The 13487-nt window shown below is 37.0% G+C and carries 13 protein-coding genes; 4 read left to right on the forward strand and 9 right to left on the reverse strand.

Annotated elements, in window-relative coordinates:
• Positions 1–78 precede the first annotated feature (78 nt).
• Both ACQWU4_RS12285 and ACQWU4_RS12290 read left to right on the forward strand, forming a co-directional pair.
• Positions 79–525: a GNAT family N-acetyltransferase gene (locus tag ACQWU4_RS12285; protein WP_429936062.1), complete on the forward strand. Its 447-nt coding sequence runs from the start codon at positions 79–81 to the stop codon at positions 523–525.
• A 120-nt stretch (positions 526–645) separates the two neighbouring features.
• Positions 646–2139, forward strand: coding sequence for a S8 family peptidase (locus ACQWU4_RS12290; protein WP_429936063.1), 1494 nt, complete (start codon positions 646–648; stop codon positions 2137–2139).
• Positions 2140–2170: 31 nt separating this feature from the next.
• Here ACQWU4_RS12290 and ACQWU4_RS12295 read toward each other — a convergent pair whose 3' ends face one another.
• The 3 genes from ACQWU4_RS12295 to ACQWU4_RS12305 all read right to left on the reverse strand — a co-directional run bounded on the left by ACQWU4_RS12295 (position 2171) and on the right by ACQWU4_RS12305 (position 4844).
• Positions 2171–3340, reverse strand: a complete 1170-nt coding sequence (locus tag ACQWU4_RS12295) for a carboxypeptidase-like regulatory domain-containing protein (RefSeq protein WP_429936064.1) — start codon at positions 3338–3340, stop codon at positions 2171–2173.
• 54 nt (positions 3341–3394) lie between these two features.
• On the reverse strand, positions 3395–4222 hold the full coding sequence (ygiD, locus tag ACQWU4_RS12300; protein WP_429936065.1) for a 4,5-DOPA dioxygenase extradiol: 828 nt from the start codon (positions 4220–4222) through the stop codon (positions 3395–3397).
• 109 nt (positions 4223–4331) lie between these two features.
• Positions 4332–4844 (reverse strand): YceI family protein, encoded by a 513-nt coding sequence (locus ACQWU4_RS12305; RefSeq protein WP_429936066.1) that lies wholly within the window; start codon positions 4842–4844, stop codon positions 4332–4334.
• 346 nt (positions 4845–5190) lie between these two features.
• Between ACQWU4_RS12305 and ACQWU4_RS12310 the strand changes: the two genes are divergently transcribed.
• Positions 5191–7332: a DPP IV N-terminal domain-containing protein gene (locus ACQWU4_RS12310; protein ID WP_429936067.1), complete on the forward strand. Its 2142-nt coding sequence runs from the start codon at positions 5191–5193 to the stop codon at positions 7330–7332.
• A gap of 60 nt (positions 7333–7392) precedes the next feature.
• Here the strand turns inward: ACQWU4_RS12310 and ACQWU4_RS12315 are convergent, their stop codons facing one another.
• Complete coding sequence (locus ACQWU4_RS12315; protein ID WP_429936068.1) at positions 7393–8199, reverse strand: hypothetical protein; 807 nt, start codon at positions 8197–8199, stop codon at positions 7393–7395.
• A 109-nt stretch (positions 8200–8308) separates the two neighbouring features.
• On the opposite strand from ACQWU4_RS12315, the gene ACQWU4_RS12320 reads away from it, so the two are divergent.
• Positions 8309–9334: an LLM class flavin-dependent oxidoreductase gene (locus tag ACQWU4_RS12320; protein WP_429936069.1), complete on the forward strand. Its 1026-nt coding sequence runs from the start codon at positions 8309–8311 to the stop codon at positions 9332–9334.
• 16 nt (positions 9335–9350) lie between these two features.
• On the opposite strand, the gene ACQWU4_RS12325 is transcribed toward ACQWU4_RS12320, so the two are convergent.
• From ACQWU4_RS12325 to ACQWU4_RS12345, 5 genes are all read right to left on the reverse strand, one after another.
• The gene (locus ACQWU4_RS12325) at positions 9351–9869 is read right to left on the reverse strand and encodes a hypothetical protein (RefSeq protein WP_429936070.1); all 519 of its coding nucleotides are present in this window, start codon (positions 9867–9869) and stop codon (positions 9351–9353) included.
• Between the two features lie 98 nt (positions 9870–9967).
• Positions 9968–10609: a hypothetical protein gene (locus tag ACQWU4_RS12330; RefSeq protein ID WP_429936071.1), complete on the reverse strand. Its 642-nt coding sequence runs from the start codon at positions 10607–10609 to the stop codon at positions 9968–9970.
• Between the two features lie 120 nt (positions 10610–10729).
• A complete protein-coding gene (locus tag ACQWU4_RS12335; protein ID WP_429936072.1) occupies positions 10730–11479 on the reverse strand; it encodes an intradiol ring-cleavage dioxygenase in 750 nt (249 codons plus the stop codon).
• A 215-nt stretch (positions 11480–11694) separates the two neighbouring features.
• The gene (locus ACQWU4_RS12340; RefSeq protein WP_429936073.1) at positions 11695–12369 is read right to left on the reverse strand and encodes a LytR/AlgR family response regulator transcription factor; all 675 of its coding nucleotides are present in this window, start codon (positions 12367–12369) and stop codon (positions 11695–11697) included.
• 2 nt (positions 12370–12371) lie between these two features.
• Complete coding sequence (locus tag ACQWU4_RS12345; protein ID WP_429936074.1) at positions 12372–13463, reverse strand: sensor histidine kinase; 1092 nt, start codon at positions 13461–13463, stop codon at positions 12372–12374.
• Between the last annotated feature and the right edge of the window lie 24 nt (positions 13464–13487).

The following is a 13487-nucleotide window of genomic DNA, read 5'->3' on the forward strand; positions in this document are numbered from 1 at the left end:
GAGCAATCATTCATTAAATTTGTTTATCTGTAAAAGTTTAACAATAAGCAGAGACAATAATTTTTATTTAATAAAATAATGACAACAAAAAGGACAGATTCCTCAGACATAGATTTTCAAAATTTGGTAAAATTGCTTGATGCCGATCTTGCCGTCCGGAATGGAGAAGATCATGCGTTCTATGACCAGTTTAATAAAATTGACAGTATAAAAAACTGCATCGTGATCTATATTGATGAAACTCCTGCTGCCTGCGGAGCTTTCAAAAAATTTTCTGAAGATACCGTAGAGATCAAAAGAATGTATACCAATCCGGATTTCAGAAAAAGAGGGCTTGCAAGTGCTATCGTTCAGGAACTGGAATCCTGGGCAAGAGAATCGGGATATTCTACAGCGGTTTTAGAAAGTTCTCTGGAACAGAATGAAGCACTTTCTGTTTATGAAAAAAGCGGATATTGCAGAATCCCTAATTATGGACAATATATTGGTATCGATAAAAGTGTCTGTTATAAGAAAGTATTATAGTTTTTTCAAAAGACAGGTGTAAAGATTAATATTCAGGTAATACTAAATTTACTTTTTCTAAGCTTTTAATTCACGTCAAAGTGTTATATTAGGGTTTCACAAACCACTAAAATTAAAACTATGAAAAAAAGCGTACTTTACCTGTTCGCCCTATTTTTTGTTCTGAATTCATGTAACAGAGATGAACTTCAAAATGAAAATCCTGCCATTGAAGCTGTTCAGAAAGATCCTTTAACAGGAAAGCAGATCAATGCTGAAATCAACAGCACAATTAAAAATACCGGAACTTTTAACTGGAAAAATGCTTCAGATCATCTGGTTTGGAGTGCTGTTTTCAGAGGAAACAGAATGGTATCCATTGGCTTTGGGGCTTCAAAAGATGATTTTGACAGAAGTCTTTCTGCAAATAATAAAGCAATGGAAGCTGAGATTTTAAATGTCATTCAGCAATATGAAGGTGTTGAGCAGACAAGGTTTTTAATCTCTTCAGACCAATATCTGAATCAGATGGATGTCTTCATAGAAAAGGAAGAAACCATTGCTGCTCTGAGGAAAATGGAAACGATCCGTTATGTAGAGCCGGGAGATTATCATTACTTCGAAATAGAAAACAGCCTTAATCCCGATGCCAAATCCAGCGGTTCTTCATCAGGCTGCGGATTCGAATCTACAGCTTTAAATGCTGCAGATTATACCAGTACAACACCAAATGCCAAAGTTCCGTGGGCTTTTACCCAGCATAATATCCCAAATGCATGGGCTTATAGTACTGGAGCAGGAGTTACCATAGGACTTGTTGATACGGGAGTTTCACCAGAGCAAACGTTGCTGGGAAGCAGCTTTAATACCGGAGCCTCATCAGGAAGAACAATCAGCAAGTTTGGATCATACGTTAACGGATCTACTACAGACGGTCCTGCGGATCAATGTGGGCACGGTACAAAAATGGCTTCCGTAATGGCAGCTCCGAAAAACAATGCAGGACTTCCTGTAGGAGTTGCCTACAATGCTAACTTGATCACTTACCGTGCGGCTTCCAATGTTGTTTTGGAAACGTCCAGTGAGCAGAACGGAGTAAAAACAGCATTTACTGATCTGGGCAATAACAGCAATGTGAAGATTATCTCTATGTCAATGGGACATATTTTTTCGGTAGGGAAAATTGAAGACGGGGTGAAATATGCCTATTCCAGAGGAAAGCTGATCTTCTGTGCAGGAGGAACTTCTACCAGTTTTACCAATTTTGTGGGTGTTATTTTTCCAGCAAGTATGTCTGAAGTTCAGGCTGTAACCGGAGTAAAAGAAGGTACTTCCAATCAGAAATGTGATGTTTGCCACTCAGGAAGCCAGATTGATTTTACTTTTCAGATGGAAAGAGCGAATGGAAATACAGTTCCGGTTCTGAGTTATTATAATAATCAGGCAGATTATGTGGGCGGATCATCCGTGGCAACAGCTGCAACAGCAGGTATCGCGGCTCTTGTCTGGGCTAAAAATCCTTCATGGACAAGAGATCAGGTGCTCAATAAAATGAGACAGTCTGCAACATATTATCCTACAGTGAATTCAAGCTACGGCTACGGAAATATTAACGTTCTGAAAGCAGTACAGTAAAATATTTTAAATAAAATACCAGGGGAATATCTCAGTCTCCCGGCTGATAATCAAGTGGAAGCATATTTTCAATTTTACTCTTTGAAAAATCGCCTTCGTTGATAAGCAGGTCAGGATTGGAGATATTCCCTTCTTTTGAAACTTCAAAAACCTCGCCCTCAGAATACAGAAAAGTAGATAATGTCACAGGATATTTACTTTTAATAAATTCTTTGCCCTTGATTTCGTAGAAATATTTTTGATAATTCACCTGAAGCATATCCTTAAAACTGAATAAAACATTCCCATCTTTTCTCATCACATATTCGGAATCGGGGATCATTGTTTTTACAATGGCCAGCGAATACGGCTTCTGGCTGCTTTTCCGTTGCGAAATATCATTTATATTTTCAGGAATTTTAACTACAGCTGAACTTTGTGCTATCTGTCTAAAATCATCAAGCTGTTTCAGTTCTTCTTCTGTAGGATATTTCGGATTGGGCATTTTTACAACATGATTCACAATAAATTTTTCCTCTGAAATGGTATTTTGATAAATACTTCTGAAAAAGTGCAGGGAACTTCCATCATAAGCATTCATCCGGTTAAGCTTGGTTTTATCAGAATTTTTGGTTTCCTTAAAAAAGCTTGTTCCTGTATAATTTACTTGATGGGCATTGAAATCTGAAGAATAGTTGATAAGGTTGTACTGGATCTCATAGCCCAGATTTTTATTTTCAATGATTAAAGTATTCGGAGCTTTAACTCTCAGAAATTTATTCTTTTTGTCGTAGGAAAATTTCAGTGACTTTTGATTTTTAATTCTCACGTTTTCACGGTCGCGTCCTATAAAAGTTTCTAAGAAATAATTGATGTAGTTTCTGTATGCCTCTGAAGTGTACGGTACCAGTCTGATTTCTTCAATGGTATTCGTCTTTGCCAGAACAACTTTCAGGTTTTTATTCATAACTTCTGAAATTGCCGAAGCAAAAGTCTCATAATCGTCCTTCTGAAAAATTACATTTCCCAAGCTTCCTGAAGAAAGATTAAGGCTGAAACTGCCGTCCTCTTTTGAAACGGTTCCTGTTTTAGTCCCGTCAATATAGATATTCACACCGGAAATAAAGCTGCCTGAATCATTTACCACATGACCTTTAATGACCTGTGCCGTTAAAATATACAAAGGGAATATAAATAAAAATAGTAATATCGTTTTTTTCATGATCAACAATATTACTAAATTTTTAGTGATAAAAAAAGCACTCTAAAATACGGATTATCCTATCCTTACACTCGTCATACTTAAAGATCCCCCAATCAGCTCATCATTAAATAGAGACAGGTTCTCAGCCTGATCTTTTAAACCTAATGTATAGATCAGCGGCAGATAATGATCAGGTGTAGGAACAGCATACTGCAGGAATGTTCCCTGCTTCTGATAATCTATAATGTTCTGAAAATTTCCATCCAGAAGCCAGTTATTTGTTTTTTCCCTCGCTTCCACAGCCCAATCCCAGCCGGCGCCTACTGTGTCAATATTTTTCCAGTCGATAAGGCGGAGATTATGGACTATATTTCCGCTTCCTATGATCAGAATTCCTTTTTCACGGAGCTTATTCAGTCTTTTGGCAAGGTCAAAATGATATTGCGGAGGTTTTGTATAATCTATACTCAGCTGGATTACAGGAATATCAGCATTAGGATACATATGTTTTATGACTGACCATGCACCGTGGTCAAGTCCCCAGTTGTGATCTTCCTCCACCAAAGCAGGTGCTAAAAGTTCGGCAGTTTCTTTAGCCAGTTCCGGACTTCCCGGAGCAGGATATTGTACATCAAATAATGCTTTCGGAAAACCGCCGAAATCATGAATCGTCCTCGGCATATCCATTGCCGTTACAAAAGTTCCCTGTGTGTACCAGTGTGCGGAAATACACAGAATAGCATTAGGCTTCGGAATTTCCTGGGCAGCTTTCCTGAATCCCTGTACAAACTGGTTTTCTTCAATAGCATTCATCGGCGAACCATGTCCCAGAAATAAAACGGGCATTCTTTGAGTATTTCCGAAATTTTCGCTGATGTTTTGCAGATCGTTGAGGTTCATAAATAGATAGGTATTGAAAAAGGTTCAAGGCTTTTAGAAAAATCCCCGAACCTTTTGTATGTTTTAATTTGGATAAATATTGGGTATTCTCCCAAAATTTATTTTTATATTATGCCTGTTTTACAAACTGTAATTCTCCGGCGATTCTTACTTCGTCGCTTACCATTACACCTCCTGCTTCAAGAGCTGCATTCCAGTTAAGTCCGAAATCCTTTCTGTTGATCTTTCCTTCAAAAGAAAAACCAGCTTTTGTATTTCCCCAAGGGTCAACGTTGATTCCTCCGAAGTCTACATCCAGAGTAATAGGTTTAGTAATACCGTTTACAGTAAGATTTCCTGTTACCTGATCATTTAAAGCCTGAGATTCAAATGTAATAGTTGGATGTTCCCCCGCATTAAAAAACTCAGCAGATTTTAAATGGTTGTCTCTGTCTGTATTATTCGTAAATACGGAGTCAGTCTGGATCGTAGCTGTAGTTTTAGCATTAGCAAAGCTGTCATCCTCTGCTTCAATTTCAGCATTGAAAGTTCTGAAACTTCCTTTTACATTAGAGATCATCATGTGTTTTACTTTGAAGGTAATTTCACTATGTGTTGGGTCTAAATTCCATTTTGTTGCCATTGTATTGTATTTTTTGTTTGTTATTGATACTGCAAATGTAGGGTAGAGAACATATGCAAGTCATTGATTTAGGTTAAGAAATGAAATAACTCCTATTTTTAATAATATTTTTTTAATGTGAATAGTCAATTTTGCTTTACGATAGTGAGTTTATAGTGTAGTACAAAAACTTACAATTCACGCAACATCCGCTTTGAATTCTCTACTTTCTCTTCTGGAAAAACCTACCATTAAGTTAAGAATTTATTTTTATCAATACATTAATCCTATTTTATGAATGTTTTATTTTAACATTTATTAACGAATGATTTTTATTTCTTACTTTTGAAGGATTCAATTTTATACAATGAAATTATATAGATTTTCTTTATTGATGCTGGTTTTGGGCAGTTCTGCAGTGGCGCAGACCCAAAAGTTTACAATGGCAGAGGCCGTAAATGGACTGAGAACGAATCTTGCTGTGAAAAATATATCCCAGTTTTCATGGGCTGCGGACGGTAAATCATATATTCAGGCTGTAAAAGGCGGTTATGTGATCACCGATCTTAAGACCAATAAGCAGGATACCCTGGTGTCTTTAACCCAACTGAACAGATCATTTTCTGATGCTAAACTAAAAGCTGTTCCACAGATTAAATTTACCAACAATTCCAACGGGTATTTCAATGCAAATGATAAAATGTTCTGGATCGAAAAATCCGGGAACGACTGGAAAGTAAAAACAGCTGCAGCAGTTGATGCGAGTGCTTCCAATGTAAAAGTTTTCGGGGATAACCAGACTTTTGCCTTTACCGTAAAGAATAATCTATATGTAAACAAAAACGGAAAAACAATTGCTGTAACCAACGATTCTGATGAAAATATCATCAACGGGGGTGCAGCAGTTCACAGAAACGAATTCGGAATCGATACAGGAATTTTTCCTGCTCCCAATTCAGAAGCTGTAGCTTTCTATAGAATGGATCAGACAATGGTAGCAGATTATCCCGTTATAGACTGGTCTGTAACGCCTGCTGTAAACCATAACGTTAAATATCCGATGGCAGGTCAGAAATCCCATGAAGTTACTCTGGGAGTTTATAATATTAAAAGCCAGTCAACCATTTTCCTGAAGATTGAAGGTGAAAAAGATCAGTATTTGACAGCTGTTACCTGGAGTCCGGATTCAAAATATATTTTTGTAGCTGTTCTGAACCGCGGGCAAAATCAGATGAAGATGAATCAGTATGATGCTGGTACCGGAAATCTGGTAAAAACCTTATTTGAAGAAACCAGCGATAAATATGTTGAGCCTCAGCATCCGCTTACTTTCTTCCCGAATTCCAATACAGATTTCATCTGGCAAAGCCAGAGAACCGGATATAATCATCTTTTCCACTACAGTCTTGAAAAAGGACTGGTTGCCCAGATCACAAAAGGGGACTGGATGGTAACGGATATTTTAGGGTTTAATGAAAAGAAAAAAGAGATTTATTTCACTTCTACCAAAGAGACTCCTCTGGAAAAGCATTTATATAAGATCAACTGGGCTAACTTTAAAATGCAGCGAATGGATGATGCGTCCGGTGTACATACAGGTATCCTGAGCAGCGATGGAAATTATCTTTACGATACTTACAGCAATGCAGGTACCCCGAGATCTGTAAATATCATCAATACCAGTACGGCAAAATCAACCAATATTCTTACGGCTGAAAATACATTAAAGAATTATCAGAGACCTGAAATTAAAAATGTAGAATTAAAAGCTGATGACGGAACACCGCTTTACGGAAAGATTATTCTTCCGACAGATTTTGATGCCAGCAAAAAATACCCGGTTATCGTTTATCTGTACAACGGACCACACCTTCAGCTGGTGACCAATACATTCCCGGCATCCGGAAACCTTTGGTACGAATATATGGCTCAAAACGGTTATATCATTTTTACAATGGACGGAAGAGGTTCTGCCAACCGTGGAATGAAGTTTGAGCAGGCTGTTTTCAGAAATCTGGGAACAACGGAAATGAATGATCAGATGAAAGGAGTAGATTATTTAAAGTCTCTTCCTTATGTAGATGCCCAGAGAATGGGTATTCACGGATGGAGCTTTGGCGGGTTTATGACGACAAGTTTTATGCTTCGCCATCCTGAAGTTTTCAAAGTGGGTGTTGCCGGAGGTCCGGTAATCGACTGGAAAATGTATGAGATCATGTACGGAGAAAGATATATGGATACGCCGCAGGAAAATCCCCAGGGATATGCTGCAGCCAATCTTCTGGATAAAGTTCAGAATTTAAAAGGTAAATTACTGATGATCCACGGAGCTCAGGATGATGTGGTGGTGTGGCAGCATTCCGTTAAATTTATAAAATCTGCTGTAGATAACGGTGTTCAACTGGATTATTTTGTATATCCGGGACATCCGCATAATGTGATCGGAAAAGACAGAGTTCATCTGATGCAGAAAGTAACAGATTACTTTGATCAGTATCTGAAGAAATAATAACAAAATCCAGCCGAAAGGCTGGATTTTTATTTGAGTATGAAATTATTTTAACCAAGCTTAATCATAAAATTCTTTGATTACATAAGTACCATTATTGATCCTTTTCAACTCTTTTAATAAGTAATATCTGTGCAGGAAGCCTGTCAGTACCACGATCTTTTTATCAGGATAAGTTTCTGCAATTTTATAGATATTTTTAGCCATGGTCTGGTTTCTGAGATCCCAAAAGCCGGACATCAATTTAAAACCATCTCTATAGCTGATCTTTTGACCATCAGGTTTTACAATAAATCTTTTTGCAAATTCAGGTCTTGCCTCCACAATCTTTAAAAGTTCAGAATATTGGGCATTCTGTCTTTTTTCGGAAATTTTATCCGTAGCAGGCTTATTGAAATTCTCCGGAGATAATTCTGCAACCTTCATCAGCTCCTGAGTTGTATTGGTAAAGTTTTCATAGATCTTAACCTCCGAAGGCGCTAATTTCTTTGCTTTATAGAGACTGTCGATTAATTTTACAGCTAAATTATCCGTGGGAACCATGCCTTTGTCTTTTCTGTACTGATTCCGGCCTTCAAAATCAAAAGGAAACCTTAATGTTTTTGGAAATTTCGCTTTATATAGATTGCTGGCCGTTATTTCATTTCCTTTGAGGCTTTTATCCGATTCATATTCCTTCATGCCTTCACTGTCTACTTCATGAAGAATAATGTCCGGTTTTATTTTTTCAAGTATGCTGAACAGTATTTTAGGATGATAATTGGGTACACTGTCGTGGATATTACCGATGACGTAGATTTCGGTTCTGGTTTGTGAAAAACAGAATCCTGCCAGCAAAAGTAAAAAAGAAGTTATTGTTGCTTTCATTTTTTAAAATTATTGAAAAGTTAGGAGATAGGCAAAGTCCATTCTTAACAAACATCAATGTTTTTAATCTCTGTCATCCGTAATTTTGTATATCTAAAATCTTAAAAATATGGAATTAGGAATAGGAATGTTTGGGGATCTGGCTTTTGATCAGACCACCGGAAAATATAAAGATGCAAGAGTGAAGATCCGTGAAATACTGGATCAGGTAAAATTAATGGATGAGGTAGGAATTGATGTTTTTGCTATGGGAGAACATCACCGTCCGGATTATGCGGTTTCGTCACCGGAAATGGTATTGGCTGCTGCGGCAAGTATCACCAAAAATATAAAACTGGCAAGTGGAGTAACGGTTTTAAGTTCGTCAGAACCTGTTAAAGTATACGAAGATTTTTCAACTTTAGATCTTATTTCAGACGGAAGAGCAGAAATATTTGTCGGAAGGGGAAGTTTTATTGAATCATTTCCATTATATGGCTATTCATTGAATGATTATGAAGAACTTTTTGATGAAAAACTTGAACTTTTATTAAAAATCAATTCTGAGGAAAATGTAACCTGGTCAGGAAAGCTCCGTGCGCCAATGCAGAACCAGACTGTTTATCCGAGAGCAAAAAATGACGGAAAACTGTCAATCTGGAGAGCAGTAGGAGGAACCCCGCAGTCTGTTTTAAGTGCTGCGAAATTAGGAATGCCATTGGTCGTGGCTATTATCGGAGGAATGCCCGTACAGTTTAAAAATCTGATAGAATTTTATAAGCAGGAATATCAAAAAGCAGGACATGATGTATCTAAAATGCAGATCGCTATTCATTCGCATACCTTTGTAAGTGATGATCAGGCTGTAGTGGATGGATATTTCAACAATTATAAATCCCAGATGGACAGAATAGGAGCATCCCGAGGCTGGGCTCCTTATACTAAAATGCAGTATGATGGCGGAAGAGGAAGAGATGGAGCTTTATTCATCGGAAATCCGGCAGAAGTTGCTGATAAGATTGCTTATATGAAAGAAATCTTTGGAATAACAAGATTCATCGGGCACATGGATGTGGGTGATCCTTCTCACGATGTCATGATGAAATCAATAGAATTATTTGGTGAGAAAGTGAAACCTGTAATTCAAAATCTGTAAAATAAACCTCTGCTGATTATTCAGCGGAGGTTTTTATTAACGGTTCATAATAGGCTATCGCTACCTGCGGATGAAATGCAAACATGAAGGTTTCGAAAATATTGTTATCTGTAATTCCGCGACTCAAAAGATACCTGTCATTAATAATATCAAGCAGAAAAAGTTCAGGTGTATAAAAAGTAAGTCCTATTCTGTGTTTTGAAGAATCTTCAATGTTAGAACTGATGAGATCCAGTTTGAAATTTTCAAAAGGAAAGAAAGTGCTTCCCAATACATCGGGTAAGCTTTTGATGACACCGTTTAACTGGGAAACATAATTGGAAGCAGAAGAACTAAGCAAAAAAGAAATTCTTTCCGCATGAGGATTTTTAGTTAGAAGTTCCCAGTAATTTTTCACAGGATTTTCTTTATCATCAAGAGCCTGATGCTGGATCTTATATTCAAAATAAGTGTCTTCAAAAACGTATTGATCCCACGGCATCGTAGAATTTTGATCAATTACAATACGGAAGGCAAGTTTTATTTTAGCTTTCATGATTTTAAAACGGATAAAAAACAGGGCAGCTTTTCAATACCTGCCCCTGATTACAAAATGATATGAAAAAAGTATCTAACACTTATCAATACTATTAGTTATACCTCTATAAAAATTAAGAGAGCATTTTCACTTAAAGCTTCAAATTCCAGAGTTTCTATTCCATTAAGAATAACAGCATCCCTGTTTTCCATCAACCGGTTTTGAAATTCAAAAGCACCGCTGATCACCATTCCGAATATTGCTTTTCCTTTCTCCTGCAAAACATATTCCTGTTCCTTTCTTCCATCGTAAAGGCCCGCAAAATTAGGATGCCTAAGATTTTTAGAGATCTGAATCAGTTTATTTCTTTCATTGAAATTCAGATCTTCCACAGAAAATGAATTTTCAGAACCATTGTTTTTTAATTCCAGAATCAGAATGTCAGTTTTATCGTGATTAAGATTATTTTTTAAATTAAATGCACCCCTTTCATTAGCTGATCGTGTAAAAATCTGTCCTGCGGTAAAAGGTTCTGTAAAACCGCTGATCAAAGTTTCACCATACAGAACCATTACCAGGATACTGCTGTTTTTTTGATAACAAAAATCATAGTCTCCATTTTCTTCCAGTACAATTTCGGATACATTCTTTAACCCGGAATTATGACCAGAGAATATCACATTGATGAAACATGATTCTTCTCTTTTCCATACGGATAGATCAGATTTAAATATTTTTGAAGGGCTTTGGACTAACATGGCTTTTTATTTTCAGGATTAATATTCCACACAGCACAGATATCTGCTTTTGATTTAACACTTCATATATATAATTTCTGTGACCTGTGCATGTGCGGAAATGGTAATAATTAATGGCTTTTAAGCTGAAACTTTTATAGTGTGGGTCAGAGCGAAACCTCCGCTTACGCTTCCTGAAATACTGGACATTTCGTTGGAGGTTCCGTCACTGAACACGTTATCATTCGCGTTATAAGTATATCCGGTCATCCCTTTATAACCCGTACTTACTGCTACCAGTGCTACTGCACTGCTGCTTCCCTCAGGAAAAGCGATCTGGGTAACCAGAAGTGACTGGCCGGAAGCACTGTAAACATGCACATGGATATGCGTTGCTCTTCCGTTGTACCAACCCGGAAAGATTGAGGTGAAATTCACCTGTCCGTTAGAATCCGTAGTCTGTCTTCCTCTTAGAAAGTGTACAGAAGTGTAATTGGCAGCCTGCATTCCCGTTCCGCCGTATTCAGAATAATTTCCGTCTTTATCACAATGCCAGATATCTACCAGAACGCCCTGCAGGTTGGCGCAGGATGCATTAACATTCTGGATCGTAAGTGTAATTGTAAAAGGAACACCGGTTCTGTCGCTTACAATATTGCTCTGTACAAGGCTTGATGGCGTTTTAGTAGGAAAAGGCCCTTCAGTTTCCGAATTGGTTACGGAACATCCTGTAGATGAGCCTGAGCTTGAATTGCTTCCTGAAGAACCGGTAGTCGTTGAAGTGACTACATCATCATCACTTCCGCAATGGATTAAAAGAGGTGCTGCAACAGCCGTTACACCAGCCAGTCCCAAACTTTTTAAAAAATCCTTTCTGTTAATTGTTTTCATAATACAGTGCTTTTAATGTTAATTAATTTGAAAAGTGACAGACGTAAATCTTTTGTTTTTCAATTTCTTACTTCAAATGTATTTTGAAAATAAACCTCCGGAAAATTTATGAGGTAAACAGATAAAATGTGTCGGTTAAACCCTGATTTTTAAGAAATGTTAAGAATATTTCCCGCAGAAAATAAACGGTTACGGGAAGTTTTTTAAAGTGAAATCTATTTATTGACGATAGTCATTACAAGATCTTTATAAGTATCACCAATAGGAATAACAAAGTCTCCGATATGAATATTGCGGTTGACAATAGTCCGGATACTGTTGACAGGAACGATATAGGAGCGGTGGACTCTGATAAAATCCTTTTCAGACAGTTTTTCCAATATGCTTTTCATCGAAGAACGTGCTGTGATCTTTGAACTGTCTTTCAAATGGATCTGAATATAGTCGTCCAGACCTTCAATCAGTACAATATCATTAAAGTTTATCTTGTGGAGTTTATAGCCTGCACGGATGGAGAGGTGTTGTACATCATCAGTCACATTGTTTATTTTTACTTTTTCTACAGCCGTTTTAAATCTTTCAAAAGAAAATGGTTTTAACAGATAGTCAACAGCACTGATGTTGAAAGCATCCACTGCATATTCGGAATAGGCCGTTGTGAAAATTACTTTAGTATTCTGGGAAATACTTTTATAAAAGTCCAGCCCATTTTTAGCAGGCATTTCAATATCTAAAAAGATGAGGTCAACAGGGAATTTATTAAGATACCTCTGGGCATCACTTTGAATATTGAAGATCTTTTCAAGAGAAAGATTTTCAATTTTCCCTGCATAGTTCTCTATAATTTTCAGGGCAAGAATTTCATCGTCCAAAGCAATAGCTCTTATCATATTCAGCTTAAATCAATTTTTAAATTAACATCAAAATTTTTGCCGTCATTGCGTACATTGAGACTGTGTTTTTCAGGATAAACCTGTTTAAGATGCTCTATTGTATTTTTCATTCCTACCTTCAGGCTGTTATCTCCTGTAGTGTTTTGGCTTACAATATGATTAAAAACATTAAAGCTTAAAATATGATCGTTAATAATGATCTTAATTGAAATCTTTGAATTTTCTTCAGCATTAAAACCATATTTAAAGGCATTTTCAATAAAATTAATCAAAATAAAGGGGGCAATCTGAAGACCTTCCGTTTCTCCCTCTTCTGTATAGGAAAAATCCAGGCTGCTGTCTGTCCTGATCAGTTGAAGGGCTGTATAATCCTTTAAATATTCTATTTCTCTGCTTAAATCAACAAAATCTTTACTGCTTTCCTGAACCACATACCGCATTACATTCGAAAGCCTTAAGATTCCGTTTGGAGCATCATCAGACTTCATCAGCGTCAATGAATAGACAGAATTGAGGATATTGAATAAGAAATGAGGTTGCAGCTGATATTTTAAATTTAATAATTCAGCTTTGGCCTTAGATCTTTCCAGCTCTTTTTTCTCCATATTCCGGTAAATGAACAGGGAAGATAAAAAAGAAAAAAGGAAGGGTAGAACAGATGCAAATATCATCTGATAATAAGAACCATCATTTCTACGGGCCGGATTACCATCAGGAGACATGTTTTCAACAGGTGGCGGTCTGTTTCCATCTGGTGGGGGTATCATTTCAGAAGGCCCTATTCTCACAGGAGATGACCCTGCAGCAAAAATATTTTGAGAAGTCAGATAATATGGAAGGAAAACCATAAGTCCAAAGCTCAATATGATACACACTGTAAACAGTCCATATTTTTTTCTGCTGTATAATTTCGGAAGAAAAATATTAAGATTAATATAAAAGAAAATAATGACCAATACAAAACGGATGAACTCCCGCTGAAAAGGGGAGACCCTGAAAACGGAAAGTGTACCATCAAAGTCCGGCGAAGAAACTATGGGAATAGTCAGCAGTAAGGGAATCAGAATGATATGTGGCCAAAGTTTTTTCAATAAAAAAGGTATTAATTTATTTTC

It is taken from the genome of Chryseobacterium sp. MIQD13, from assembly GCF_050496705.1.
Taxonomy (GTDB): Bacteria; Bacteroidota; Bacteroidia; order Flavobacteriales; family Weeksellaceae; genus Chryseobacterium.

What these genes read in the sequence shown, in the direction of transcription:
- ACQWU4_RS12285 (WP_429936062.1), top strand. Translation starts at nt 79, where the DNA reads ATGACAACAAAAAGGACAGATTCCTCAGACATAGATTTTCAAAATTTG.
- ACQWU4_RS12290 (WP_429936063.1), top strand. Translation starts at nt 646, where the DNA reads ATGAAAAAAAGCGTACTTTACCTGTTCGCCCTATTTTTTGTTCTGAAT.
- ACQWU4_RS12295 (WP_429936064.1), bottom strand. Translation starts at nt 3,340, where the DNA reads ATGAAAAAAACGATATTACTATTTTTATTTATATTCCCTTTGTATATT.
- ygiD (WP_429936065.1), bottom strand. Translation starts at nt 4,222, where the DNA reads ATGAACCTCAACGATCTGCAAAACATCAGCGAAAATTTCGGAAATACT.
- ACQWU4_RS12305 (WP_429936066.1), bottom strand. Translation starts at nt 4,844, where the DNA reads ATGGCAACAAAATGGAATTTAGACCCAACACATAGTGAAATTACCTTC.
- ACQWU4_RS12310 (WP_429936067.1), top strand. Translation starts at nt 5,191, where the DNA reads ATGAAATTATATAGATTTTCTTTATTGATGCTGGTTTTGGGCAGTTCT.
- ACQWU4_RS12315 (WP_429936068.1), bottom strand. Translation starts at nt 8,199, where the DNA reads ATGAAAGCAACAATAACTTCTTTTTTACTTTTGCTGGCAGGATTCTGT.
- ACQWU4_RS12320 (WP_429936069.1), top strand. Translation starts at nt 8,309, where the DNA reads ATGGAATTAGGAATAGGAATGTTTGGGGATCTGGCTTTTGATCAGACC.
- ACQWU4_RS12325 (WP_429936070.1), bottom strand. Translation starts at nt 9,869, where the DNA reads ATGAAAGCTAAAATAAAACTTGCCTTCCGTATTGTAATTGATCAAAAT.
- ACQWU4_RS12330 (WP_429936071.1), bottom strand. Translation starts at nt 10,609, where the DNA reads ATGTTAGTCCAAAGCCCTTCAAAAATATTTAAATCTGATCTATCCGTA.
- ACQWU4_RS12335 (WP_429936072.1), bottom strand. Translation starts at nt 11,479, where the DNA reads ATGAAAACAATTAACAGAAAGGATTTTTTAAAAAGTTTGGGACTGGCT.
- ACQWU4_RS12340 (WP_429936073.1), bottom strand. Translation starts at nt 12,369, where the DNA reads ATGATAAGAGCTATTGCTTTGGACGATGAAATTCTTGCCCTGAAAATT.